This window comes from Roseburia intestinalis L1-82 (assembly GCF_900537995.1).
Lineage (GTDB): Bacteria > Bacillota > Clostridia > Lachnospirales > Lachnospiraceae > Roseburia > Roseburia intestinalis.
This window is the reverse complement of the sequence record NZ_LR027880.1, coordinates 2,769,784-2,795,970: the sequence shown is the minus strand read 5'-3', so window position 1 is coordinate 2,795,970 and position 26,187 is coordinate 2,769,784. Positions and strand designations below refer to the sequence as shown.

The 26,187-nt window shown below is 42.8% G+C and carries 29 protein-coding genes and 2 pseudogenes; 30 read left to right on the top strand and 1 reads right to left on the bottom strand.

All coding sequences use genetic code 11. The annotated features are described in order from the left end of the window. Nucleotides 1-33 precede the first annotated feature (33 nt). The 28 genes and pseudogenes from RIL182_RS13385 to RIL182_RS13245 form a co-directional block, all read left to right on the top strand. Entirely contained in the window at nucleotides 34-393 is a 360-nt protein-coding gene (locus RIL182_RS13385) for a DUF3847 domain-containing protein (RefSeq protein ID WP_003500140.1), read from the top strand. After that, nucleotides 359-1,855 carry a MobQ family relaxase gene (gene mobQ, locus RIL182_RS13380; protein ID WP_006858516.1) on the top strand — a complete coding sequence of 499 codons (1,497 nt, stop codon included), beginning with the start codon at nucleotides 359-361 and terminating at the stop codon, nucleotides 1,853-1,855. Before RIL182_RS13385 ends, mobQ begins: the two co-directional genes overlap by 35 nt. Next, nucleotides 1,852-3,723, top strand: coding sequence for an AAA family ATPase (locus RIL182_RS13375; protein WP_004845308.1), 1,872 nt, complete (start codon nucleotides 1,852-1,854; stop codon nucleotides 3,721-3,723). The genes mobQ and RIL182_RS13375 overlap by 4 nt, the downstream gene beginning before the upstream one ends. 142 nt (nucleotides 3,724-3,865) lie before the next feature. Beyond that, the gene (locus RIL182_RS13370; RefSeq protein ID WP_004845310.1) at nucleotides 3,866-4,024 is read left to right on the top strand and encodes a transposon-encoded TnpW family protein; all 159 of its coding nucleotides are present in this window, start codon (nucleotides 3,866-3,868) and stop codon (nucleotides 4,022-4,024) included. A 41-nt stretch (nucleotides 4,025-4,065) separates the two neighbouring features. After that, nucleotides 4,066-4,920 (top strand): annotated as a pseudogene (locus tag RIL182_RS13365) (VirD4-like conjugal transfer protein, CD1115 family); the annotation flags it as partial. A gap of 69 nt (nucleotides 4,921-4,989) precedes the next feature. Next, nucleotides 4,990-5,127, top strand: a complete 138-nt coding sequence (locus RIL182_RS13360; RefSeq protein ID WP_006859708.1) for a Maff2 family mobile element protein — start codon at nucleotides 4,990-4,992, stop codon at nucleotides 5,125-5,127. Between the two features lie 234 nt (nucleotides 5,128-5,361). After that, nucleotides 5,362-5,481 carry a helix-turn-helix transcriptional regulator gene (locus RIL182_RS13355; protein ID WP_006859709.1) on the top strand — a complete coding sequence of 40 codons (120 nt, stop codon included), beginning with the start codon at nucleotides 5,362-5,364 and terminating at the stop codon, nucleotides 5,479-5,481. Nucleotides 5,482-5,770: 289 nt separating this feature from the next. Beyond that, nucleotides 5,771-5,950 (top strand): hypothetical protein, encoded by a 180-nt coding sequence (locus RIL182_RS13350; RefSeq protein ID WP_005360223.1) that lies wholly within the window; start codon nucleotides 5,771-5,773, stop codon nucleotides 5,948-5,950. Between the two features lie 58 nt (nucleotides 5,951-6,008). After that, nucleotides 6,009-6,929 carry a ParM/StbA family protein gene (locus RIL182_RS13345; protein WP_085980129.1) on the top strand — a complete coding sequence of 307 codons (921 nt, stop codon included), beginning with the start codon at nucleotides 6,009-6,011 and terminating at the stop codon, nucleotides 6,927-6,929. An 11-nt stretch (nucleotides 6,930-6,940) separates the two neighbouring features. Then, nucleotides 6,941-7,387 carry an ATP-binding protein gene (locus RIL182_RS13340; RefSeq protein ID WP_227701501.1) on the top strand — a complete coding sequence of 149 codons (447 nt, stop codon included), beginning with the start codon at nucleotides 6,941-6,943 and terminating at the stop codon, nucleotides 7,385-7,387. A gap of 5 nt (nucleotides 7,388-7,392) precedes the next feature. After that, entirely contained in the window at nucleotides 7,393-7,566 is a 174-nt protein-coding gene (locus RIL182_RS13335) for a hypothetical protein (protein ID WP_015516967.1), read from the top strand. Between the two features lie 161 nt (nucleotides 7,567-7,727). Next, nucleotides 7,728-7,955: an LPXTG cell wall anchor domain-containing protein gene (locus tag RIL182_RS22335; RefSeq protein ID WP_081021251.1), complete on the top strand. Its 228-nt coding sequence runs from the start codon at nucleotides 7,728-7,730 to the stop codon at nucleotides 7,953-7,955. A gap of 73 nt (nucleotides 7,956-8,028) precedes the next feature. Continuing rightward, nucleotides 8,029-9,024: a DUF5688 family protein gene (locus tag RIL182_RS13325; protein ID WP_006859713.1), complete on the top strand. Its 996-nt coding sequence runs from the start codon at nucleotides 8,029-8,031 to the stop codon at nucleotides 9,022-9,024. Nucleotides 9,025-9,133: 109 nt separating this feature from the next. Next, entirely contained in the window at nucleotides 9,134-9,673 is a 540-nt protein-coding gene (locus RIL182_RS13320) for a JAB domain-containing protein (RefSeq protein ID WP_004611525.1), read from the top strand. A 4-nt stretch (nucleotides 9,674-9,677) separates the two neighbouring features. Beyond that, nucleotides 9,678-10,655 carry a DUF3991 and TOPRIM domain-containing protein gene (locus tag RIL182_RS13315; protein WP_134523351.1) on the top strand — a complete coding sequence of 326 codons (978 nt, stop codon included), beginning with the start codon at nucleotides 9,678-9,680 and terminating at the stop codon, nucleotides 10,653-10,655. Nucleotides 10,656-11,048: 393 nt separating this feature from the next. Beyond that, entirely contained in the window at nucleotides 11,049-11,570 is a 522-nt protein-coding gene (locus RIL182_RS13305) for a hypothetical protein (protein ID WP_006858863.1), read from the top strand. Nucleotides 11,571-11,574: 4 nt separating this feature from the next. After that, a complete protein-coding gene (locus tag RIL182_RS13300) occupies nucleotides 11,575-11,907 on the top strand; it encodes a plasmid mobilization protein (protein WP_006858891.1) in 333 nt (110 codons plus the stop codon). A gap of 10 nt (nucleotides 11,908-11,917) precedes the next feature. Continuing rightward, nucleotides 11,918-13,336 (top strand): relaxase/mobilization nuclease domain-containing protein, encoded by a 1,419-nt coding sequence (locus tag RIL182_RS13295; protein ID WP_006858892.1) that lies wholly within the window; start codon nucleotides 11,918-11,920, stop codon nucleotides 13,334-13,336. Nucleotides 13,337-13,365: 29 nt separating this feature from the next. Continuing rightward, nucleotides 13,366-14,550 (top strand): hypothetical protein, encoded by a 1,185-nt coding sequence (locus RIL182_RS13290; RefSeq protein ID WP_006858864.1) that lies wholly within the window; start codon nucleotides 13,366-13,368, stop codon nucleotides 14,548-14,550. A 9-nt stretch (nucleotides 14,551-14,559) separates the two neighbouring features. After that, nucleotides 14,560-14,964: a hypothetical protein gene (locus RIL182_RS13285; protein ID WP_006858865.1), complete on the top strand. Its 405-nt coding sequence runs from the start codon at nucleotides 14,560-14,562 to the stop codon at nucleotides 14,962-14,964. After that, nucleotides 14,964-16,082 carry a PcfB family protein gene (locus RIL182_RS13280; RefSeq protein WP_015567849.1) on the top strand — a complete coding sequence of 373 codons (1,119 nt, stop codon included), beginning with the start codon at nucleotides 14,964-14,966 and terminating at the stop codon, nucleotides 16,080-16,082. The genes RIL182_RS13285 and RIL182_RS13280 overlap by 1 nt, the downstream gene beginning before the upstream one ends. 6 nt (nucleotides 16,083-16,088) lie before the next feature. Then, a complete protein-coding gene (locus tag RIL182_RS13275; RefSeq protein ID WP_006858867.1) occupies nucleotides 16,089-18,281 on the top strand; it encodes a VirD4-like conjugal transfer protein, CD1115 family in 2,193 nt (730 codons plus the stop codon). A 69-nt stretch (nucleotides 18,282-18,350) separates the two neighbouring features. Next, nucleotides 18,351-19,130, top strand: a complete 780-nt coding sequence (locus RIL182_RS13270; protein WP_006858868.1) for a hypothetical protein — start codon at nucleotides 18,351-18,353, stop codon at nucleotides 19,128-19,130. Nucleotides 19,131-19,327: 197 nt separating this feature from the next. Continuing rightward, on the top strand, nucleotides 19,328-19,705 hold the full coding sequence (locus RIL182_RS13265; RefSeq protein ID WP_006858869.1) for a hypothetical protein: 378 nt from the start codon (nucleotides 19,328-19,330) through the stop codon (nucleotides 19,703-19,705). A 54-nt stretch (nucleotides 19,706-19,759) separates the two neighbouring features. After that, nucleotides 19,760-20,602, top strand: coding sequence for a hypothetical protein (locus tag RIL182_RS13260; RefSeq protein WP_006858870.1), 843 nt, complete (start codon nucleotides 19,760-19,762; stop codon nucleotides 20,600-20,602). A 12-nt stretch (nucleotides 20,603-20,614) separates the two neighbouring features. After that, entirely contained in the window at nucleotides 20,615-21,025 is a 411-nt protein-coding gene (locus tag RIL182_RS13255; protein ID WP_006858871.1) for a DUF4313 domain-containing protein, read from the top strand. 12 nt (nucleotides 21,026-21,037) lie between these two features. After that, complete coding sequence (locus RIL182_RS13250) at nucleotides 21,038-21,550, top strand: PrgI family protein (protein WP_006858872.1); 513 nt, start codon at nucleotides 21,038-21,040, stop codon at nucleotides 21,548-21,550. A 198-nt stretch (nucleotides 21,551-21,748) separates the two neighbouring features. Next, a pseudogene (locus tag RIL182_RS13245) lies at nucleotides 21,749-23,308 on the top strand (VirB4-like conjugal transfer ATPase, CD1110 family); the annotation flags it as partial. An 18-nt stretch (nucleotides 23,309-23,326) separates the two neighbouring features. Here RIL182_RS13245 and RIL182_RS13240 read toward each other — a convergent pair. Further along, a protein-coding gene (locus RIL182_RS13240; protein ID WP_118772524.1) for an IS3 family transposase occupies nucleotides 23,327-24,459 on the bottom strand; the annotation gives its coding sequence in 2 pieces (ribosomal slippage) (nucleotides 23,327-24,192 and nucleotides 24,192-24,459; 1,134 coding nt in all). On the opposite strand from RIL182_RS13240, the gene RIL182_RS13235 reads away from it, so the two are divergent. Then, the gene (locus tag RIL182_RS13235; protein WP_408638644.1) at nucleotides 24,341-25,351 is read left to right on the top strand and encodes a VirB4-like conjugal transfer ATPase, CD1110 family; all 1,011 of its coding nucleotides are present in this window, start codon (nucleotides 24,341-24,343) and stop codon (nucleotides 25,349-25,351) included. The genes RIL182_RS13240 and RIL182_RS13235 overlap by 119 nt on opposite strands. 252 nt (nucleotides 25,352-25,603) lie before the next feature. Beyond that, nucleotides 25,604-26,173, top strand: a complete 570-nt coding sequence (locus tag RIL182_RS13230; protein ID WP_006859616.1) for a PBECR4 domain-containing protein — start codon at nucleotides 25,604-25,606, stop codon at nucleotides 26,171-26,173. Nucleotides 26,174-26,187: the final 14 nt, after the last annotated feature.

Sequence of the window (26,187 nt, the reverse complement as noted above, 5' to 3'; positions counted from 1 at the left end):
TATCCCCAAAATCAAAAAAGGAGGTCAATCACAATGACAAAACCGAAAACCCTTGACCAGCTCCGAGCCGAAAAGGAACGAGCCGAGACGCAGCTTGCACAGGAACAACACAAGCTGGAGCGTCTGGAGAATAGAAAGAAGTATCTGGAGAAAGGCGAACGCACCAAGCGCACCCACCGCCTTTGCAATCTGGGCGGCACGATTGAGAGCCTTGCCCCGGAGGTCAAAGATCTCACACGCACCGAAATGACAGAGCTGATGGAACACATCTTTTCCCTGTCCGAAGTCCAGCGAGCCGTCCGTCACATGGCGATTACTCATATCAGCCAAGCAAACAGAGAAAAGGAGTTGAAAGCCGATGGCACTATTTCATCTGAGCGTCACGCAGACTAAGCGAAGCGCAGGACAGTCCGCTATCGCTTCTGCCGCCTACCGAGCCGGGGAGCGATTGTATAGCGAGTATTACGGCGAATACAGCGACTACACCCGCAAGGGCGGCGTGATCTGCTCTGACATTCTCCTGCCGTCCCATGCACCGCCCGAATACGCAGACCGCCAGACCCTATGGAACGCCGTGGAAAAAGCCGAGCGTGGAAAGAACGCCCAGCTTGCATACAGCTTTGACATTGCCTTGCAGAATGAATTTTCCCTTGAGGAAAACATCGCTCTTGCAAGGCAATTTTTGTTGGAGAACTTTGTGAGCCGGGGCATGGTGGTTGACTTCGCCGTACACCAGCCCGACCGGGAGGACGGCGGCATACCAAACCCACACTTCCATGTGCTTTGCCCCATCCGTCCCATCGAGCAGAACGGCAAATGGGGACTAAAGCAACGCCGGGTGTACGAGCTGGACGAGGACGGCAACCGTATCCGAGACCAGAACGGCGAGTTTGTTTTCAACGCCGTTCCCACTACCGACTGGGGCAGTCCCGAAACGCTGGAACATTGGCGTGAAGCATGGGCGGAGCTATGCAATGCCAAGTTTGCGGAAAAAGGTATTGATGTTCGTATCGACCACCGGAGCTATGAGCGTCAGGGCGTGGAGCTTCTTCCCACTATCCACGAGGGCGCAACCGTCCGGGCAATGGAGAAGAAAGGCATACGCACCGAGAAAGGCGAGTTCAACCGCTGGATCAAAGCCACCAATGCCGTTATCCGGGACATCAAGAAGAAAATCACTCTCCTGTTTGATTGGATTGCCGAAGCAAAAGCAGAGCTTGCCAAGCCGCAGGCACCCGACCTTGTTTCGCTGCTGAACGCCTATTACACCCAGCGCAGAGCCGGGGCGTATTCGCAGAAAGGCAAGGTCAGCAACCTAAAGGAGATGAACGAGACTTTCAATTATCTCCGGGCAAACGGCATTTACACTCTTGAAGATTTGGAAAGCCGTGTCAGCGAACACAGTGCTGCCACAGAGAGCTTGAAGAAAACGCTGGACGAACAGACCGCCCGAATGAAAGCAATTAAGCAGCTCTATGACAGCTCTGCTGCTTTCCAGAGCTTGAAGCCTGTCTATGACGGCTTGCAGAAAATCAAGTTTGAGAAGCCCAGAGCCAAGTACAAGGCAGAGCATGAAGCGGAACTGAAACAGTTCTACGCCGCCAGACGCAAGCTGACCGGAGAGTTCCCGGACGGCAAGGTGGATATGAAAAAGCTGACCGAAGAGTATGACGAGCTGGAACAGGCGCACAACACCACCTATGGCGAGTTTAAGACCGTCAGAGACGATTTACATCGCCTTTGGAAGGTTAAGTCATGCGTAGGTACTGCCGCCCGATTTAACGAGCGCACAGAGGAACAAAAGCTCCAAAATCGACCCCAAACACGACAGAAAAAGGAGGAACTATCCCGATGAATTACACCCAAGCGCAGATTGACCGGGCAAACGCCGTCAGTCTGGAAGATTTTCTCCGCACACAGGGAGAGACGCTTATCAAAAGCGGACGGGAATACCGCTGGAAAGAACATGACAGCCTGACCGTCCGGGGAAACAAGTGGTTTCGCCACAGCCAGAGCAAGGGCGGCTATCCCATTGATTTCGTCATGGAGTTTTACGGCAAGTCCTTTCCCGAAGCTGTCCAGATGTTGACAGGCGAAAACGGCGAGGGACAGACCGAAGCCACCACAGCACCGCCCACAGCGTTCCACTTGCCCTTGCACAACAGAACAGCCGACAGAGCAATTCAATATCTTTGCGAAAGCCGAGGTCTCAACAAAACGCTTGTTGAGGATTTTCTTCTTTCCGGGGATATTTACGAGGACGCAAAGCGGCACAATGTTGTGTTTGTCGGCAGAGACCGAAGCGGTACGCCGAGATACGCCCATGTGCGAGGAACGGCAGACCCATTCAGACAGGACATTGCCGGGTCTGACAAATCCTATCCGTTCCACTATGAGGGAAACGGCAACCAGCTCTTTGTCTTTGAAGCACCGATTGACCTTTTGTCCTTTATCTGCCTTTATCCGCAGGACTGGCGGACAAGGAGCTACCTTGCCCTGGGCGGCGTTTCAGGCAAAGCCCTTGACCGTTTCCTTTCTGAACGCAAGGACACCCGAAAAGTGTTCCTCTGCCTTGACAGCGACACCGCAGGAAGTGAAGCCTGCACCCGGCTGGCACAGGACATTCCCGGCGAGATCGCCGTCATTCGCCTTGTCCCGGCAAGGAAAGACTGGAACGATGTTCTCCGTCAGCAAGGGGACATTCCCAGCCGCAAATTCATAGCCGAGACAATCACGCTGCGAGAGCTGCCCACCGCCCAGCCTGTCCCCATGCTCCGTATGGCAGATGTGGAGCTGACGAGCGTGGATTGGCTATGGTTTCCGTATATCCCCTTTGGAAAGCTGACGATTATACAGGGCAACCCCGGCGAGGGCAAGACCTACTTTGCCATGCGTCTTGCGGCGGCTTGCACCAACCGAAAGCCTTTACCCGGTATGGAGACCCTTGAGCCTTTCAACATCATCTACCAGACCGCAGAGGACGGTCTGGGCGATACCGTCAAGCCCCGGCTGATGGAAGCAGACGCAGACCTTGAAAAAGTGCTTGTCATTGACGATAGAGACACACCACTGACCCTTGCCGATAAACGCATAGCAAGGGCAATCCGGGAAAACAACGCAAGGCTGGTTATCATTGACCCGGTACAGGCGTTTCTGGGCGCAGATGTGGACATGAACCGGGCAAACGAGGTGCGCCCGATATTCCGCAGTCTGGGAGACATTGCACAGGCTACCGGGTGCGCTATCGTGCTGATCGGACACCTCAACAAAGCCGCAGGAACGCAAAGCACCTACCGGGGATTAGGGTCTATCGACATTACGGCGGCAGTCCGCAGTCTGCTCTTTATCGGCAAGCTGAAGGACAGCCCCACAACAAGGGTACTTATCCATGAGAAAAGCTCCCTTGCGCCGCCCGGACAGTCCCTTGCCTTTTCTCTGGGAGACGAGAAAGGCTTTGAGTGGATAGGGGCTTATGACATTACCGCTGACGAGCTTCTTGCCGGGGCAGACAACACCAAGACCGAAAGCAAGACCGCACAGGCGCAAATGCTCATTCTGGAACTGCTTGCAGACGGAAAGCGTATGCCAAGCGCAGAGCTGGAAAAGACGGTCAATGAGCGTGGGATTTCCTCACGCACCATGAGAACGGCAAAGAGCCGTATCGGGGACAGACTTGTGACCGAGAAAGACGGCACAGCATGGGTCTGCTATCTCCGAAACTGACAACAGGAACACGGCAAGCGTGGCAAAGACGGCAAGGTTTTTATAGATACCTTAATGTTGCCGCCTTGCCTTGTTCCCTCATACCGACACCGCCCGATGATGAACCGTCACCGGACATTTTTCATTTACAGGAGGATTTTGAATGAACAATACCGCAACCAACACCGCCACTTGCCCGACTGTCAGAAAGCAGATCGGCAAGACCACCTATATCGTCCGTGTCCATTTCAGCCAGACCGCAAAAGAGACAATGGAGGACAAAATCAAGCGTATGCTCCGTGAGGAAGTCCGCAAAATGTGACTTCTTTGTGAATTTGATGAAAAAGTCCTTGACTTTTCGTCTCTGGAAAGACAGCAAAATCTATATTGATTAGCTGTGGTGCAAGACTGGCACCATTTGATATTAAAGAGCTGCGGGACCTGATGGAATATGACGAACTGGAGCTTGATACGATTGGCGAGAAAAAGACAGCGTTATTTGTCATTATTTCCGATACGGATGCCACATTTAATTTCGTGGTGTCGATTATGTATTCCCAACTCTTTAACCTGCTTTGTGACAAGGCAGATGATGTATATAACGGGAGACTCCCGGTTCATGTGCGTATGCTCCTTGATGAGTTTGCGAACATCGGGCAGATTCCACAGTTTGAGAAGCTGATTGCTACAATCCGTAGCCGTGAAATATCAGCTTCTATTATTTTGCAGTCAAAGTCCCAGCTCAAGGCGATTTATAAGGACAACGCTGACACGATTGAAGGCAACTGTGATACCACACTATTCCTCGGTGGGAAGGAAAAGACTACGCTCAAAGAGCTGGCAGAAGTTCTGGGTAAGGAAACGATTGACCTTTACAATACCTCGGATACAAGAGGTACAAGCCAGTCCTACGGTCTGAATTACCAGAAAACCGGAAAAGAGCTTATGAGTCAGGATGAGATTGCGGTCATGGACGGCGGAAAATGTATCATGCAGCTTAGGGGCGTGAGACCTTTTTTCTCAGACAAATTTGATATAACGAAGCACAAAAGATACAGGGAGCTGTCCGATTATGACCAGAAAAATGCCTTTGGTATTGAGAAATATGTGAAGCATCTGCATCACATGAAAGTCACTCCAAATACACAGGTGGATGAAGCCTTTGACTGTGGGGAGGTAAACGGGCAGGAGGAGCATTCCTCAAATACAACTGAATAAAGAAACATGAACCTTTGGACACAATGTCCAGAAGCAAAAATAATCTAAGAAAAGAAAGAGGTAAATTGAATGGCATTTTTTACAACAGCAGTAACAGGACTTAAAACAGTAGTAACCGCAATCGGTGCAGGTGTGGCAGTATGGGGTGTGATCAATCTTCTGGAGGGTTACGGAAACGATAATCCGGGTGCAAATGCTCATGTGTGATAAAGTAACACAACTAAAATAAAGAAAGACAGCCCACTATTCCGTAAAATAATGGAGTAATAGAGAAAACGTTTTTTCTATGCTAAAATAGGCATATAAAGTAGAATGACAATCAAGATATACAAGAAAGCACTTAAACTCTACCGTTTGTCATGTAATTGTATAGCTTACTTGCTAGAGTGCAAATGAGTATTTTGATAAGATTTATACACAAAATCAAAAGGAGGAACACATATGGAGTTCGCAGAAAAACTTATAACACTACGCAAAAGTAGAGAATTAACACAGGAACAACTGGCTGAGCAGCTTAATGTTTCAAGACAATCTATTTCAAAATGGGAAAGTGGTGTTTGAGTTATAATAGGACCAAGTTAGATGAAACCCAGTAAAATCAAGGGGTTATGCCTAATTTAGTCCTTATTTTTATACCATTTTAGCGGTAAAGATAGGGCAGCGCTGCAATATTAAACCGAAAATCCAAGTCAGTATCACAGATGTCCGCAATCAGTCTGAGAGTGAATCTGTGTGCTTAGATTAGGTACAATTTTATATCAAAAACATTTAGTGAGGACTAAATTAGCACTTGAGATGGAATACTCCATCAGCTGGTTTGGTCCTCTTTTTATTTGAGAGGAGTGGTCGAATGGGCAAGGTGTTAATTTGGTTCGTAATCATTATTAGTACAGTGGTTCTCTACTGTCTTATGAAAGTTAAGGCAGAGAGTGATGAACTGTATGAGGAATTAATGAGAAAGCATTTTTATGGCAGGTCAGATGATATTCCTGCATCTGACAAAACTGAGCACTTGAAAGGGTGTGGGTAATTATATGAAATTTTGCAAAACAATAATGCAGACAATACAGAAAAGGAGTGAAAGGAACATGAATAACAAATTAGAAGTAATCGGCATTGATCATGGCTGGTCAATGATGAAAACAATCTCTCAGGTATTTGTCACAGGTGTTAAGGAGATTACAACAACTCCGGCACTTTTCGGCGATGTACTTGAGTATGAAGGAAAGTTCTATAAGGTTGGAACTGTGAGGCAGGAAGTAAAGGATACCAAGGTTGAAGATGACAGCTTTTATCTTCTCACTCTTGCAACAGTTGCTAAGGAACTTAAAAGAAGAGGTCTTGAAGAGGCAAAAGTATTCCTTGCTGTAGGACTTCCACTTACAAGATTTGGAGCTGAGAAGAATGATTTTATCAAGTACCTGACAAAGAATAAGCGTGTAAGCTTCAAATATGAGAATGAGTCATATCATATTGAAATTGATGATGTGGCAGTATTTCCTCAGTGCTATGCAGCAGTAGTGGACAAGATTCCTACAATGGCAAAGAAAACGCTGATAGTAGATATCGGTAGCTGGACAATCGACATTATGCCGGTAATCAACAAGTCACCGGATGAATCAAAGTGTGTGACGATTCCAAAAGGTCTTATTACCTGTATGCGTTCTATCAATGAGCAGTGTGTAAGACAGCTTAACGGAGAGGTAGACGAGTCAGAGATACAGAATATCATGCGATATGGCAGGTCAGATATTGATGATGAATACTTTGCCATTATCAAGGCAGAGATAGAGGATTTTGTCGATAAGGTATATAACTCAATCCGTGAGTTTGGGTATAACTTAAAAACTACACCGATTGTATTTGTCGGAGGCGGGGCAGTTGTGATGAAGAATTTTGGTAGTCATGATGCTAAGAACATTTCCTATAACCTTGATGTAAAGGCAAATGCAAGAGGATATGAGCAGCTTGCCACAATGGGACTTAAAAGCACTAAGCGATTATCATAAGGAGGCAGATGATGGGAAGAAGACTTGAATATGAAGTAAAAACTTCTGTCCGCCTCAACATGAGCAATCCTCAGCATGTGAAAATCAATGATGTGATTCAGAACCTTGATCCGAAGATTTTCAAATCTAAGAACCAGTTCATCATAGATGCGATTCAGTTCTATATTGATAATTATGGAAAAGAAACCTTTGTTATCAAGAAGAAGGAAAAAGAGAGGGCTGAATATATCCGGTCAGAAGATATTGAGGATATTAAGGAAGAAGTCATTGAAGTAGCAACCAATGAGGCTAGGAAAGAGGTCATAAGGCTGTTAGGCGGAGTGATATCCGGGATGAATGTTGGTCAGCCGGTAATAATGCAGGCAGCCAATAGTGAAGCACAAGAACCTACAGAAGATGTTATGGACGATGCAGATGTTGCAGGACTTGCAATGGGATGGATGTCGAAAGGAGACTGATTATTATGAGAAGAGTTATGGGAGCCGTAGGAACAGTAATTTTAGAGATACTCAAGTGGATATTAAGGATAATTCTTGGAGCGTTGAAGCTGGTCTTAGGACTTGCCAGAATAATTCTTCTTCTATTCGCTATGGTGGCAAGGATATTTCTTTCATTCGTAAGAATGGGCACATTCTGAGAGGAGGTGAGCGTATGCAGGTAAAGGGTTTATTCTTAAATTATAAGAAAAACAGAAGACTTATGCAGTATTTCTTTAAAATAAGAGAGCTGGTATAATGAAAGGAGTTTAAGATGCACAGAATACGGGACAGTCCTATGTGTCCCGTGCATTACAGATAAATAGTTCACTGCAAGGGTGGATGGCACGATGTAACACTTCGATATGATGATAATGCACCGGATGTTGTTGTAGCAACTCTTAAGCTTGTCAATGTACCGACAGAGCCTAAGCTTCCACAGACAGGAGACAATGCAAATCCGCTTCTTTATCTTGGAATTGGTGCACTTGCACTTATTACAGGTGTTGGAGTCGGACTTCGTGGAAGAAAGAAAAAGAATAAACAGTAACAATTAACCTTGCGGGGAATGTAAGCCAGTGACTTATGTTCCCCGCTTTTTTAGATTAAGGAGGAACCGTAATATGATGAATTACGAGATTTTTAAGGAAGTAGTAAAAGAAAAGTTTATGGATTATATGCCAGAGAAGTTCAAAGGAATGGAGCTTGTGGTAGAACCCGTGGAAAAGGTGAATGTGACTCTTGATGGCATCATCTTAAGAGAGGAAGGCAGGAATATTTCGCCTACGATTTATATCAATGACATGTATAAGAAGTATCAGGACTGTGGCGATCTTGAGGAAACACTTATGGCTGCATGTGACTTCATGGAAAGGGCATATGAGCAGGCTCTGGTTGTTGATGTGGACAGCATTATGAGGGATGCTAACGAGAAGATTGTATTCCAGCTCATCAATACAGAGCAGAATAAAACATTTTTGGAACAGGTGCCTCACAGGGAGTTCCAGGATCTTTCTATTGTGTATAAGGTAATAATCAGTGCAGATAAGGATGCGGTGCAGAGTTCAAAAATTACAAATGAATTTGCGAAAAGACTTGGAATGAGCGAGGAACAGCTCTTTAAGTGTGCAGTGGAAAACACAAGAAGACTCTTTCCACCTGTCGTTCGTAGCATGAATGACATTATGAAAGAAATGTTCGCAAGGGATGGGATGCCACAGGAGATTGCAGAGATGATGATAGCTGAGATTCCACCAGAGCAGACGATGTGGGTGATTTCCAATGAAAAGGGTATCAATGGTGCAGCATCCATGCTTTATGAGAATGAGCTTCATGAGCTGGCAGAGAGTTTAGAGAGTGACCTTTATATTCTCCCTTCGAGCGTGCATGAGGTTATTGCAGTATCTTCAGATATGGGAAGCCCTGAGATGCTTGCACAGATGGTAGTCGAGGTAAATATGCAGGAGGTGTCTTTGGACGAGAGACTTTCCAATCAGGTATATCACTATGATAAGGATTTAAGAAAACTCACCCTTGCAACTGATACACCAAACAAGAGACTTGATGGTATCGTTGCAGAACCTCCCCTTGTATATGATGCGAAGGAAAAGTCCAGATAGGAGGCAGTTATGGAGCAGGAACTTACAATGGAAGAACTCATTGCTCTCATAAACAGCCAGAAAGGTGACTTTGTTATCCGTGTCGAGTCTGGAGAGGAGGCGGTGTCTGATGCCAAAGAAGAATGACTTCAAGCTTGATGTGGTTTCGGTAAGACTTGTAAAGGATGCTCCGATTTATTCGGAGCACACCTTTAACAATCCGGCGGATATAGCTGCTGTCATGGGAGACTGTATGTGCCAGTTTGACAGGGAAGTAGTGTGTGTGGTCAATCTAAGGTCAGATTTAAAACCTATCAATGTGCATTTTGCAAGTGTTGGTTCTTTAAATGAGGCAATGGCACATCCGAGAGAGCTGTTTAAATCAAGTATCTTAAGCAATGCTGCAAGCATGATGTTAATCCATTGTCATCCATCCGGAAATGTATTCCCAAGCAAGGCAGACACGATGATGACAGACCGCATGAACAAGCTGTGTGAACTGATGGGAATACCGCTCATTGACCATATCATAGTCGGTGGAGACAATCGTGAATTTTTCAGTTTCAGGGAAAAAGGCATGATTGATAATCCTAAGATTACCCTAAGCACAGATTACCGGACACTTGATATCAAGTCACCGCTTGTAGCAGAGCAGGGAAAGGCAAGGTGAAAGCATGGATGGAAGATTTACGGATGAAGAGCTTGCCATAGCAAAGAGTGTTGACCTGTGTGCAGTTGCTGAAAGCCTTGGGTATACAGTAAAGAGGATTGGCAAATACCACACTTTAAAGGAGATGGATTCCATCCGTATCTATAACAGAAGCCATTGGTACAGATGGTCAAGGCAGTTTGACAAAGGCAACAATGGCGGCTCACAGATAGATTTCTTACGGGTATTTTGTGGAATGAGTGTAAAAGAGGCTGTGTTCTGGCTTTTAGATTTCGCAGGATACAAAAGAATTGAGAAGCCTGTAAAGCAGCCTCTTGTTCATCAGGTATCGCAGAAGCAGGCAGAAGAGAGAAAGCCATTTGTCCTACCGGAACCGGCAGGAGATAATTCCTATCTTATTTCCTATCTGAATCAGGAGAGAGGAATCAGCAGAGCAGTCATAGATCTGTTTTTAAAAGAAGGACTGATTTATGAGAGCAGGCATTACCACAATGTTGTTTTCAAAGGAAATGATAAAAATGGAGTGACAAGATTTGCAAGTATGCGTGGAGTGTTTGATAAGCAGGGCAAGCCATTCAAGTGTGATGTCACAGGAAATGATAAGAACTATGGATTTAATGTGGTAAATGAAAACAGTACAGAGCTTGTAGTATTTGAGGCAGCAATCGACCTTATGAGTTATGTTGATATCTTCACGGATTATGAATCAAATAAGCTGGCACTTGGTATGCTTGCAGATGCACCACTTGAAACATTTCTTCGGGAACATCCGCAGATAACTTCCATCCGGTTCTGTCTTGATGGAGATGAGCCGGGAAGAAATGCGGCAGTTGAACTTATGAGAAAGTATTATGAGCTTGGATATGAGGTGGAAGACTGCCCGCCTCCAGCCGGATATAAGGATTACAACGAGTGGCTTGTAGCGGCAAAGCTTAATCTGAACAGGATGAATAAGCGAGCAGATGAACCAGTCAGGGCATGAGAAACCGGATTTTGATGTGTGGGGGCAGAAAGCGCCCCCAAAACAGCAAAGTGGGGGCAGAAAGCGCCCCCAAAATGTCAAAGTGGGGGCAAAAAGTGCCCCCGCAATTTGGACACGACAAAATCCGGACTGAAGTAAAAATAAAAGTGGGGGCAGAAAGCGCCCCCAAAATAACAAAATGGGGGCAGAAAGCGCCCCCAAAGTAGCAAAGTGGGGGCAAAAAGCGCCCCCACTTTCATAAACAGAGGGTTTTAGGGAGATTTTCTCCCTAACTAGATGGCATTAGGACAGAGATGTCTCTAATGCGTATCTAGCCGTAAACCTAAGAGATTCAGACAGGCGTGTGGGTGGAAGAGATATACAAAACACGGATAAGGGAGGTGCAGGAAAGCAATGGATAAAGAACTTACAATAATCGCAGAACCAGAGGAACTTATTGCCTGGGCAGACACATTTGATATCTTACTAAACCCTTCGATAGAAGATGCTGCAATTCTGCTTAACTATATGGAAGGACATGATTATGCCATTGGCATAGATTCAGATGGGAAGATGTACAGGCAGGATGTAGCTGAGGAGAATGGTGAAATTGAACCATACCCGATAGATGATGTTATAGATATTGTCTGTGAATGGAACTATGAACTGATACTTGATGCGGAAGCACACAGGAGTGATCCAAAGGATTTTAACGACTATAACGAGTATCAGAGCAGGTATGAAAGTCTGAAAGCAGATGAAAAGAGACTGGACAGATTGTTTGATAAAACCAGTTATGGTAAGGAACTTATAGAAGTTGCCACAGAGCTTGCAGACAGGGTTATTGCCCAGCTGGGTAATAAAGAACTGGAAAAAGCTGCTGTAACAGTAGCAGAAGGAGTAAGAGAATACAGTACGGGTAAGAGAGGAAGGTGATCCTATGGCAGATAAAGTTCATTGTATAAGGAAAACACTAAGACTTATGCCACAGGAAGCGAAGGTGCTTTCTGATAAGGCAAAGGCAAATGGAATGAATGAAGCCGAATATATCAGGCTTCTAATCAGTCAGAAACCAAATGATTATCCGGAAGTAAGGAAACTTCTTAAAGAGCTTATTAATGAGGTAAACCGTATCGGCATTAACATCAATCAGATTGTATTTAACAGCAATGCACAGCTGTATTCCAAGAAAGATAAGGAACAGCTTGTGGCATATATGAAAAAGCTGAATCAGTCTGTCAGCGAGGCGGTGGTAAAGATTGGCAATCAGTAAGATACTTCACATGAAGGACAGCGGGAATTCTTTTCATGCAAGGCATTTAAAGCGGGCACTGGATTATGTGATGAATCCTGAGAAAACGCAGGGAGGAAGACTTGTGGGAGCCATAAACTGCCAGACAGATATGGCTTTTGAGCAGATGATGGATACAAAGAAGCAGTTTGGAAAAACAGACAAGCGACAGGGGTATCATATCATTCTTTCTTTCAAAGAGGATGAGGTGGAACCGGACAGGGCTTTTGAGATAACACAGAAGTTTGTAGCAGAATATCTTGGTGATGCCTATGAAGCGGTATTTGTGGTTCATGATAATACAGACCATGTTCATTCACACATTGTATTTAACAGTGTAAGCTTTGTGGATGGGAAAAAGTATCGCTATGAGAAAGGTGACTGGGCAAAGTATATCCAGCCAATTACCAATAAGCTGTGTCAGGAGTATGGTCTTTCCATTATAGATGTGGAGGATGGCAGCAAAGAGAAACAGCATGAGAATTATAAGGACTGGAGCGAATATCGTGAAGGCAGCTTTGTGTGGGCAGATATGATAAAAAGAGATTTGGATGCCTGCATTTTACAGGCAAATGATTTCAGTGGATTTCTGGAGCTGCTGTCGGAAAAAGGATATGAGGTCAAGCAGGGAAAGTATCTGGCAGTCAGACCACAGGGGATGACAAGATTCAGAAGATGTAAGACTCTTGGCGAGAATTATTCACAGGAAGCTATTGTGGAGCGTATTGCTAAGGAAGATTTATCTTTTTACCAGTCACAGAATGAGGAAAAACAGGCAGCGATAGTAAAGTGCTATGTCAAAAGATACCACAGGGCGAAGATGTCAGGCTTGCAGAAAAGATATTATGCAAAGCTTTACCGGATTGGAAAGCTGAAAAAGAAGCCATACAGTCAGGTATGGAAGTATAGGGATGATATCCGAAAGATGCATAAGCTGCAGGAGCAGTATCTATTTCTGGTAAGGCATAAGATTGAGAGTGCGGAAGAACTTGTGTCGGTACTTGATAATCTGACGGATAAGAAGAAAGAAGCATCAAAGGAAAAGAGTAAGACCTATAAGGCTAAGGAAAGATTCAAAGATATTTTTGACAAGGCTGAACAAATCCGGGAGCTTAATGATGCGGAATCGTGTTATCAGAGTGGGGATACCTTCTTTGAAGATGAGCACAATGCATGGGAAAGGCTTAACACTGAACTTTTAGCACAGGGATACAGTGTGGAAGAGGTCGAGAGTCTTAGAAAGAAATATGAGAGCAAGTATGCACAAGACTGTAAGGCAGAACGGGCGGTATCAAAGGAACTTAGCCTTGGAAGATCAATATGGAAGGAACTTACTGTATCAGCTTCGGCAGAAGAGAAGCAGTATGACAAAGAAACAATAAGAGACAGAAAAGAACAGCCGATACGTTAGGCTGTTTTTTTAGTGGTTAGGAGGCATATATGGAAGAAAAAAGAGAGCCATTAAGTGAAATGGCGATTGAGAGAAAGATACAGATTCTTCGTAATAAGCATATGGACAGTGAGGTTATTGCTCTTGTCAAAAGCGATTATGAATATGGACTGACTGATGATGAAATCGGTCTGTATCTTAACAAAAGTTATGACATTGAGCAGATGAAGGTGTTATCAAAATGTCTGCATAAGGGTGTATCAGAAGAGTTGTTAACGCTGCTGAAAGATAGCAGGATGGCAGCACCTAAGATGCAGACAGCATTGGATTACTATGAAAAAGGTGTGCCGATTGATGCAATCAGAGAGGTAGTCCAAAAAGATGATACAGCAGTAAACATGCGCAGGATGTTTGATGTCGTATTAGATAAGCTTAATAAAGCTAAAGAGCAGGTGCCACAGGATTTAGAGTATGTGAAAAGTCTTGTAGCCCAGATGGATGAAGTGGTCGAAAAAATCAATCACCAGAATGAAAGGTATGATGCCCTGAATAAGAAGCTTTCTGAAATAGAAACTTCCAAAGATGATGAGGAAGTCAGGGAGCGTCTGGTCAAGGAGAACCAGGATAAGGATGCTCTTATCAACAGTCAGCAGAATGAACTGAATAAGGCAAGCAGTACGATTGCAAGACTCAGGGATGATATTGAGAAAAAGGATAAGGAGATAAAGCGTATGGGAGACAGAATAGAGTCATTGGAAGATAAGATCATAAGTGTTGCCACAGAGAATAAGAAAGAGGCAGAAAGTAAGGCAGAGCCGCAGGAAAGCCAGTCCGTACCACAGGCAGAAAAAAAGATGGTTGATACAGTTGCAGTTCCGCAGAATATGCAGGCTGTGGCAAACGGGATTCCGGTCTATTATCAGATTCCGGTAGTTGATGGTACTGGAAATGTGGTGCAGAGACTTCCGATTGAGCGAAGTGTGAGAAAGAGCAGCAACAGCGGAGTGGCAAGTCTTTTTGCAAGACTGTCATTTAAGAAAAAGTCAAGAGCAGACATTGTAAAGCTGGTTGCATCGGGAGACCTTGTTCCGGCGCAGCTTGTGCAGATTAAGAGTGCAATAGAAAAGGGACTTACTGAGTCACAGCTTGTAGAGCTCATAAACAACAACATTTCAGCGGAAAAGATGAAGGAGATCATTGAGATTGCTGTGCTTGAAAACAGTATGGCAGATTAGGAGGAACTTATGAATTTAGCAGTAGTAAATGAAGCAGTAACAGAGATGAATGGTGTGGAGCATCAGTTTACAGAGGAAGAGAAAAACTTTGTTGTCCAGTTCGCATTCAGAAGTGGCAGCAAGGAAGACACGATTTCTCTTATTGAAGCTTTGGCACATTCAGCGGATAAGGCTGAGTCGGACGAGATTATGGTCACATACAGGTCTAAATATGATATGAAGCCTGCATGGGTGGAACAGGTGGAAAACCTGCTTGTGGCACTTGAAATGTATCGTATCGAGGAGGAGAAAGCAATCAATCATCTGGCAGATATTTTGACTGCTTATGGTATTGATGTATCAGCCGAGGAAATCCGTACTACAGAGACAGAAACGCTTAAAACAACAGTCAGAGAGAAAGTGGAGGTGCGATAATGGCAGAAGAGATTCAGGAAGCGGTGCAGATCATCCGTGTAGCTTATGATGGCATTGAGATTGCCATGAAGGTAGGAAGCGGCGGCATTGCTGCCATGCAGAAGGCAATAGATTTCTTAAAAGGGATGCTTGATTATGAAAAGTCACTTGGCAAGACATCCATGAGAAAGCTGATCTTAAAAGGTGGCGATTTACAGGTGTTGCAGTTTAATACCGAAGATATGAAAAAGGTTGAAAAGATGGCAAAGAAGTATGGAATCCTGTATTCGGTACTTCCAGACTGTAACAGGAAAGATGGACTGAGTGAGGTAATCTTTCATACAGAGGCAGTTCCCCGTGTGAATATGATGATACAGAAGCTCAAGTTTGGTAAGATTGCCACATTTGACGATTATCTGAAGAATGGAGATGAAAAATCCCTTGGCAAGCTGATGGATTTTTTGAAGAAACAGCAGGGAAACGAGAAAAGCCACACGATAGAAGGGGATAGGGTTAATACCGCTATTGACGGACTGATCGAAAAGGTCGGAATGTTTGCAATGGAAAAGAAAGCTATCAGTGTGGATCAGGTCAAGGAGAATTTCAGTATCAATGGTGAGCAGGCTGAAAGTGTTATCAAACAGCTTGAGACAATCGGTGTGCTTGGAAAGAAAAATGAGGATGGCACCCATACAGTCATGATGGACAAGGATGCATTTATCAACCGTGTCAGAGGCTATCAGGACCTTGCTGAGAGAATGAGGGCAGTTGCAGCATCAAAAAATGCGAACCTGTCAGATGTGACAATCAGCAAGAAGCTGATTATCGAAGAAAATGACCATGCTGTTAAGACCAGAGTTCCCGGCACATGGGGAGAAGAGGCAAGATATGTATGGCTCCGTAAGGAAAACATCATGGAGATTCATGGTGGAAAGACAATGCTTACCTTCCTTGATTCCACCAAGGATTATAAGCTCTACGATGAGCAGAATCGTGTGGTGACAACCCAGAAAGGAACCGAGCTTTATACTCACTACGACAAGGTGGAGTTATCTGTCAGGGAGCGTTACGAGAAAGTGCAGAAGCAGCAGAAAAAGACCACACAGAAGAAAACTGTTACCACAAAGAAAGCGAGGTAGCAGCCTATGCAGACAACAAAGAAAAAGCCGTCACTGATATTCATCCTTGTGGGTGCAGTGTTAGCAGGGTATCTTGGTTATCTGATAAATGGTGCGTGGACGGAAGGGATTGCCTTTAATGAATTTATGGACAGATTCAATGAAGTATGTGCTGTTCCTTTTGCCAATTATTACAATTCAAATACAGTAAAAGCAGTAGCCATTGCATTAGGTATCTATGCGATGGCTATTGTCATGTATTACACCAGTCAGAGAAACTATATGCCTGGCAAAGAATTTGGTACGGCAAGATTTGAAAATCCGAAGCAGGTCAACAAGATACTTGCAGATAAGGATGAAAATTTCAACCGGATACTCAGCCAGAATGTGAAGATGTCGCTGGATTTCAGGAGACTCAAGCTCAATGGAAATATCCTTATCTGTGGTGGTTCCGGAGCAGGAAAAACATTTTATGAAGTAAAGCCGAATCTTATGCAGATGCCGCATAACTGTTCCTTTATCTGTACCGATCCAAAGGGAGAAATCCTTAGAAGCTGCGGGCAGATGTTAAAAAATAACGGATATAACCTGAAAGTCATTAATCTGTTAGAGATGGATAAATCAGACTGTTACAATCCATTTTCTTATATCAGAGAGGAAACAGATGTGGTCAAGCTGATTACAAATCTTATCAGCAATACGACACCAAAGGGAGCGACACCAAGTGATCCGTTCTGGGAAAAAGCGGAAGGATTGTTCTTACAGGCTATCTTTTATTATGTGTGGCTGGAGGTACAGCCGGCAAAGAGAAACTTTGAGACAGTACTTAAACTTCTTGGAGAGGCAGAGGTTACAGAACAGGGAAAAGCATCAAAGCTGGATGTGCGTATGAAGTTTTTAGAGGAAAGTTCTCCGCTTGGAGCTAATCATCCGGCAGTAAAGCAGTACAACAAATGTATGAGAGGTGCAGGAGATACCGTCCGTTCCATTATCATCAGTGCCAACTCAAGACTTGCATTTCTTGAGAATAAGCAGGTTTTACGATTACTCTCAAAAGATGAGCTTAATCTGTCAGATATCGGTATTGGAGTGAATGGGGATGGAGAGACAAAGACAGCACTGTTTTGTGTAATCCCGGATAGTGACAAATCCTATAACTTTATTATTGGACTACTTTATACGCAGATATTTCAGGAACTGTACTATCAGGCGGACTTTAACTGTGGCGGCAGACTTCCAATTCATGTGACCTTTATGTTAGACGAATTTGCGAATGTCGCATTGCCGGATGACTACTGTTCATTGTTATCGACAATGCGAAGCAGAGAGATTTCAAGTATTATCATCATACAGAACTTTGCCCAGTTAAAGGCACTTTTTAAGGACACCTGGGAGACAATTCCAGGCAACTGCGATACTTTCATCTACCTTGGCGGCAACGAGCAGTCAACGCATAAGTACGTCTCAGAGCTGCTTGGAAAAGGTACGATTGATAAGAAGTCAAGCGGAGAGACAAAGGGCAGACAGGGAAGCTCTTCAAGAAATTATGATGTATTAGGAAGAGAACTGTTTACACCCGATGAAGTCAGAAAGCTGGATAACAAAAAGTGTATTATCTTTATCCGTGGATTTGATCCTATCATGGACAATAAGTTCATACCATTCAATCATCCGATGTTTAACCAGACAGCAGATGGCAAGGGAGAGCCTTATGTTCATCAGATAAGAGGAGCAGATAATCTTATCGGTCCGCCATTTGAGATTCTTTCAGGCAAGGCGGTTAAGTATTATGAAAAACTGAAGGATAAGGGCGAGAATGTGTATATTGATTCTCTTACCTATGAGCAGTTTATGATGCTTGGTGATGCGGAATTAAGCAGAAGATTTTCCATGCAGGATGAAGCAGAGCAGAAAGCAAAGATAGACAGGGAGCAGGCAAATGAGCTTGAGTATGTTGATGAATCACAGAAGTCAGATGCTGCAGAAAGTGCCAATGCATCTAATGGAAGTGCTGGTGGTAAGCCTGTAAGGAATCCTGAGAGGGAAAAGCCTAAGTGGGAGGATACCATCACAAATCGAATGCTGCACTGGTCGTATACACCGGAGCAGAAGGAAGAGCTTAGGAAAGCACTTGCTGTAGGAGTTCCGAAAGCAACGATTCTTACTTACTTCTATCCGGATGTTACAGTGGAGAAGATGAGTTCATACAGAAAGAAGTAGTAAGTGTTATTGTATAGGTACAGGAATATGGTATAATGTGCCTATACGATAAAAAGGAGATTTAAATCAATGGATGTTGGAAATGCAACAATAATTGCGGCAGCAATTGCAGCAGCCGTATCATTAGGATCGTCAGTATTTGCATGGTGTGCTGCAAACAAGTCAAATAAAGCAGCAGCACAAAGCAATGAAGTGACTAATAGAACAAATAGAGAAATAGCTGTGTTTGAGCAGGATGAAGAAAATAAAAGAAATGAAAGTCAAATAGATGCAAATATTGTATGGTCAGCAAGAGTTGAGTGGATACAAAATGTAAGAAGGGCGACTGCTGATTTACTCACAGCAATAAATAATTATATTTATTCTGACGAAAATGATGTTGATTTGGTAAAAATGAATTTAATGTCTGTAAGGGAAAAGAGTAATTTATTAATTCTTTATTTTGGACCAGATAAAGTGGAAAATGATAAAGTTGATTTATTAAATAAGGGTGATAATATTTCTAAAAATCAGCATATAGTCAAGTTGATAGAAGATATATATATAGGATGTTGTAGTTATTTTATCAATATCAAGACAATGAAAACATGTAATGATTTGGATTCACTATGTAAGTCATGCCGTAAATCGGGAAGTGAATATGAGAATTGCAATATATATAATGAGCATTATTCAAATCAACAACAAGAAAATGAGTGTAGCTCTTTTATAAATGGCAATCTTGCAAAATGTCAGTGTGTTGCTGAACAGAATAATAAATTATTTAGTGATGTGGATATGTTAACTAATGCAATGAGGATATATCTTAAAATTGAATGGAATAGAACAAAAGAGAGAAAAGATAATTAATATACAAGCACTTTAGCCAATATGGTTAAGGTGCTTTTTTCACCTTGAAAGGAGGTGGTTACAGCTAAACACATCGGGGAAAGCCCGATTTAATCATTACAACAGGCATTGCCTGATCATATAGAGTAACTTTTAACAGCCAGTTAGGGATTATATCCCTGCTGGCTTATTTTTTTATCGAAAAGGAGATAAACGACATGAGAAAAGAACAGATTATTACGACAAATAACAAACAGATGGAGGAGAAAGGCATGAAGAACAGATTCATTCACTTTAAAAAGAGATTCGTTCCGGCATTATCCGGGGCACTTATGGGAGTAATGCTTATGAGCACTACTTGTTTTGCAGCAGGTACAGGTACTTCCGCAGTAACACAGCCGCTTGAGAACTTAAAGACACTTATCATTGCAGTCATTGGTGCTGTTGGTGTCATTATTCTTGCAAAGAATGTTATGGAGTTCGCACAAGCCTACCAGCAGCAGGATTCATCTACCATGAACTCCGCTCTGAAAGGAATTGTAGCAGGTGTCATGATGGCTGGTATTTCAACAGTTCTGACATTCTTAGGCTTCTAAGATTGGGGAAATGCAATTTCCCTTTTAGTAAAAGGAAAGAGGTGAACAACAAGTATGGATATTTTTAAGCTTGGAGACAAGATCCTTGCACTTCTTGAGGCAGTGTTTGGGTTTTGGAACAATCAGATATCCCTGGTCTTTGCAATGCTTGGACAGTCACCGGTCAGTTTCAAGGGCGGAGGTCCCTGGGCAGTCATTGAGGGTATTGAGCCGGTCTTTGTAGCGGTCGGTTCATCCCTCGTTGTGCTGTTCTTTGTTATCGGTTTCTGCTCGGAAAGCATAGATGTAAAAGATGAGATGAGGTTTGAATCAATCCTGCGTATGCTTATCCGACTGGGACTTGCAGAATGGTTTGTTGCAAATAATGTCACGATTATGAAAGCGTTTTTTACTTCCATAGGAAATCTGGTGGGACTTATATCTGCCGGGACAACGACGCAGCTTGCCATTGACAGGACACAGGCAGACATCATTAAGGGACTCGGATTTGGTGAGAGTCTGGTAATGCTGATACTCACAGCTTTGCTTGCAATCATCATTATTATCTGTGGATTCTTTATCATCTACACAGTGTATTTCAGGTTCTTAAAAATCCTGATTATTGTGCCGCTCGGTGCGATTGCATGCTCCACAATGGCAGGAAACAGAATGGTCAGTCATACAATGGCTACCTACTGCAAATATTTTCTTTCGTGTGTATTTGAGGCAGTAACGATGGCACTTGCGATTGTGGTATGTAATGCATTTATCAATGCAGGACTTCCGGCATTTACAGGAAGTTATGCTGACTGGGCACAGACGCTTATATGTCTGTGTGAAATGACATTTACGATTGCAATGACTGTCGGAAGCGTGAAGGGTGCACAGACACTTACAAGCAAGGCATTTGGATTATAGAAGGAGGCAGAAATGGATAATGAAAAGAAACAGGTTACTTATAATTCAAGTATAACCGGAGAAACGCAGGTGACATTTGATATCCAGCAGTATATGAATAACAGGGCAATGTTTATTGGTCTTATGTGTAATGAAGATGGATATGAGGAGCCTTTTGGGGATGTGACTGTGAATTTGTCGGTTGCAGCACCAAATTACTGCGGATATCTGAATGTGAATGACATGCCGGATATTGAAAAGTTTATTACAGATAACGACCTTGGAGAGTTTACAGGATTCACGCAAAGGAGCGGTTTCTGCGAATATCCGCTTTATCTGTTCAATGTAGATAAGCTTAGAGAACTGTGTCCGGATGGAATGGATAAGTATGAGGCAAATATCGGAATGACAAGAAAGCCGGAGACAAAGGATTTATCAAGATAGGAGGCAGGGACAATGGTAATCGAAGTAAACAAGGATATTGACCGCTATCAGGAATCGGTTGCAATGGGACTTACTGCAAGGCAGCTTATATTTTCCATTGCAAGCGTAGTGGTTGGTGGCGGTATCGTCCTTCTTCTTTACAAGTATATCGGTCTTACGGGTTCTGCTTATGTGGCAATTCCCTGTGTGGCACCGATTGCACTTGGTGGTTTCTATTCCTTTAACGGGATGAATTTCTACGAGTATATGGGAAAGAAACTGCATTTTATGTTTGGAAACAGGGCACTTACTTATGTGTCAACTGAGGGAGAGCCTGCAATAAAGCAGTTAGAAGCAGAACAGAATGAACAGGTAAAGAAGAAAGGCAGAAAGGCTGAACCGGAGACGGTAACAGCTGATTCGGCTGTAAAGAAGCAGGAGGAGTTTGAAGCGATGAAGAAAAAGACAAGAAATATGCTGCTTGGTCTTGTTGCAGTCATTGTGGCGGCAGCAGCAGGCATTGCAGCATATAAGGCGATGCATTAGATAAAAAGTATCTGACCGAAAGGTCGGGAACACAGCCCGCAGGGTGAAGTTCCCGGCGGGCTTCAGTGCTCTGAAAAATCAGAGCAGATGCTCCGCAGGATTGCAGAAATGCACAGAGGAAAATCATGCATTGCATGATGTGCATTTCGCAGCATGAATGCAAGCATTCATGATAAAAAAGAAAGCGAGGTTAGAGACATGGGTTTATTTACAGACGGATTTAAGTTATTAAAGAAGGCGAGTGAGCCTTTGTATAAGACACCTAAATCCATTCAGGAAACCATAGAGATTATGGCGGTAGCTGAAAACGGCATTTTTGAAGTAAGCAAAAATAAGTATTCCAAATGCTACCGCTTTCAGGACATCAATTACACGACAGCAACGGAGGATGAGCAGATTGGCATATTTGAAAGATACTGCAAGTTCTTAAATTCGCTGGACTGTAATTATAAGATTACGATCAACAATAAGAACAAAAATATGGATGACCTCCGTGATAAGGTTCTGATTGCTGAGAAAAATGATGGCTTCAATAATTACAGAAGAATCTATAATGACATCATTGAGGAGAAGATTATTGAGGGCAGACAGGGGATTGAGCAGGAGAGATACCTGACGATCACGATTGAGAGAAAGAACTTTGAGGAGGCAAAGGCACAGTTTGCAACCCTTGAGGCAACGATACACAAGGCTTTCATTGAGCTTGGTGCAGACATTGTACCACTTAATGGAAATGAGAGACTGAAAGTGCTCTATGACTATTATCATCTTGGAGATGAGGGCAGTTTTGATTTTGATATCAAAAAGGCTAAGAAGGTCGGGCCAGATTTTAGAAATGATCTATGTAATGGAATGGTGAAATATTTCCCGGACCATTTTGAGGATGAGAGTAAATTCTGCAAGGCACTTTTTATCAAAAAGTATCCGAGCAGTTTGTCAGACAGATTCATCAATGAGATTACTTCCCTTCCGGTTCATTCCATCACGAGCATTGATGTGGTGCCCGTACCAAAGGATCTGACCACAAAGGTGCTTCAGAAGAAATACCTTGGTATTGAGTCGGATATCATTAAGCAGCAGAGAGTCCGTAATAAGAATAACGATTTTTCTACGGAAATCTCATATGCCAAGAGAACGGAGAAAAAGGAGATTGAGGAAATCATGGATGATGTCCGTGAGAATGACCAGTGCCTTTTCTTTGTGGGAGTAACCATTATTCTTATGGCAGAAAGCAAGAAGGAGCTTGAGAGTGTATGTGAGACTGTGGAGACTATCGGAAAGCGTAACAGTTGCACGATTGATACACACTACTTAAAGCAGAGGGAAGCACTCAACACAGCACTTCCGATTGGTGTAAGACAGGTGGAGACAATGCGTACACTTCTTACCCAGTCACTTGCGGTGCTTATGCCATTTAATGTGCAGGAATTAAATGACAGCACAGGAAACTATTATGGCATCAACCAGATCAGCAAGAATGTGAATATCGGCAACAGAAAGAAGCTCATTAATGGAAATGGCTTTGTATTTGGTGTGCCGGGTTCCGGTAAATCCTTCTTCTGCAAGATGGAGATGGGCAGCGTATTCTTGTCGGGTGATGATGAGATAATCGTCATAGATCCAATGAACGAATACTTTGATATTGCTGAGACTTATGGCGGAACTGTAGTAAATATGTCTACTTACACGGATAACTATGTGAATCCGCTGGAGATGGATGTGTGGAGCCTTGACCCGAATGATTCAAAGGGAATGGTATGGATTGTCAACACTTTTTCAGACAAATTTTTTTAGGTTATTTTTCCGATATTGTACAGGCGTTTGATACCCTAAGGAAGAATGTATGCGGTGATGATTATACCAGTTTACATAATCCCATAGTTTTATCTTCAGTTCTTCCTGCGTATGGAATGTTTCATTCCATACAAATTCTGTTTTTATAATCTTGAACGTAGCTTCTGCCACTGCATTGTCATAAGGACATCCCTTATGGCTCAGGGAGCGTTCCATATGGAACGTTTCTAACAGTTCTTCAATTGTCTCGTTTTTAAATTCATTTCCACGGTCTGTGTGGAAAATATGGATTTCCGACAGATTTCCGTCTACTTTCATAAATGCCTGTTTTACAAGTTCTGCTGTTTTATGTTCTCCTGCACTGTATCCAATAATCTCCCTGTTAAAAAGATCAATCAGTACACAAATATAATTCCAGCGGTTTCCTACCCTTACGTAGGTCAAATCACTTACCACTACATTGCGGTATGGCTGGTTTTGAAATTGTCGGTTCAACACATTCTCTACTTTTGATTCATTACATCTGTCTTTTTGCGGTTTAAACTGTGCTGTAGTATAGCTTGATACCAGACCTTCCTGTTTCATAATCCGTCCAATCCTGCGTCTTGATACCTGTTTCCCGCAATCAGCCAGTTCTTTCTTGATCTTTCGTGTACCATAATGGTTCCGGCTTTTTCTAAAAATTTCCTGAATGTCTGCAGTGAGTTCTGATTCATCTTTTTTTGCTGCTGCTTCATAATAATAGGTGCTTCTGTTTACCTGTAGGACGCGACACATTGCTGATACAGAGTATTTGTGGGCATTTGCTTTAATCACATTTACTTTCGTCCTAAGATCAGCGCCGCTTGTTTTAAAATATCATTTTCCATTCTTAACTGCTGGTTTTCTTTCCGAAGCCGGATCAGTTCTTCCTGCTCCGGAGTCCGGTTATCTTTTTCATGGAAAGAACCGGAATTGGATGCCTGCTTTACCCACTTGTCAAACAGGGAAGTAGCAATGTCATATTCACGGCAGATATCACATCTGCGTTTGCCGGAACGATATAGTTCCACCAGTTGCTGTTTAAATTCATCTGTATATTTGCGAGGTTTTCGTCGTTGTTTTTGTTCGGTCATAAAGAGTGCTCCTTCGTGTATTTATTATAGATTATATGACCTTAAAAAATCTGTCCAGTTAATTGTAACCTATCCAGTAAGAGAAAAAGGCGAGTTTATGCTTGGACTTTGTGAGCAGTGTATCGGAGACAGTTTAAATTCAAGACAGAAGTCAATCATTGACCGCTGTGTGAGAAAGCTGTATATCGACATTGCAAGGAGCAAAGAGAAGTATATCCCTGTAATGAGTGACTTTTACGATATCCTTATGGCACAGCCGGAGGACGAGGCAAAGGACATTGCATTGTCATTGGAGCTTTTTGTAAATGGTTCACTTAACATCTTCAACCATCAGACAAATGTGGATGTGGATAACAGATTCACAGTATATGGCATCAGGGACTTAGGTACAGAGCTTAGTCCTATCACAATGCTTGTCATGATGGAGTCCATTCAGAACAGGATTGTTGAGAATGGTAAGAGAGGCAAGGCAACATGGCTCTATATTGATGAGTTCCATGTCTTACTTAATTCCGAGTATTCTGCAAAATATCTGCAGCAGCTCTGGAAGAAAGTGAGAAAACAGGGAGGTCTTTGTACCGGTATCACGCAAAATGTAGTCGATCTGTTGCAGAATTACACAGCAACCACAATGCTTGCAAACTCTGAGTTTGTGGCACTTTTAAAGCAGGCGAATACAGACAGTTCCAAGATGGCGGAGGTTATCGGAGTATCAGAGGCACAGCTTAGATTTGTAACCAATACTGCATCTGGAATGGGACTTATCAAGTGTGGTTCTGTGGTGATTCCGTTTGATAATCAGATAAGTAAGGATACGGATTTGTATAAGCTGTACAATACCAACATTCACGAGATAATTGAGATGAAAAAGCATGCAAATGAAAAATGTTAATTCTTTATGAAGTCATGAATTTTGGATTGACATATTTTCATATGACAGGTAATATAATATTAAAGACAGGCAACTTGAGTGTCTGCCAAGCGGCAAAGTAAGGTGTTGTGCCAGAGAGCAGTGCCTTATGAGCTTTATAAGGGTTTGACATTTACCACAATCTGGCTAGAGGTTAATCCTCGAAAGAAAATGTTAGAAGGGCTCTGCTTATGCAGAGCCTTTCTTAATCTAAGGATGTAGTGGAGAACTGTAATGAGGAATGTTTTAGATTGCATAAATGCATTTATTCCGCTATTATCAACCGAATATGAGCTTGTACTAGGGAGAAAAGGTGTTTCAGTTACATTAAGAATTTCATTTGATAAAAAAGATTGTTTTCATCTTATGGGATTACAATATCTGGTAGACAGACCTGAATTGAGCCGAGACAGAGGCAGAGTATTTGATGAGATAGCAGATGGAACAATTACAATTGAAAAAATAGAGTCATCAGATTTTTATAATAAGATAGAGCAAAGAGTTCATTTCCTGCCATTGCTTGAACAAATGATTGATAGTAATGATACTGTGTTTAAGTATAATAAGAAAGCAAATATGTATTCAATGATTGAGGCTGATTATCTTATGGAAAACAACGTGGAGAGCAGGAATCTATTTTTGTTTTTATCTAATGATGAAGGAGATAATTATTTCTGTCGTTCATTTTTTCCAGAGGAAAAGATGGATTATTCAAAAAATCAAGCATCGTGGACACTTCTTTATAAGAAAAAGATTGATTTATCAACCAGAATAGAGACAGTTCTTTACAATAGAATTAAATAGATTTTTACATAAGC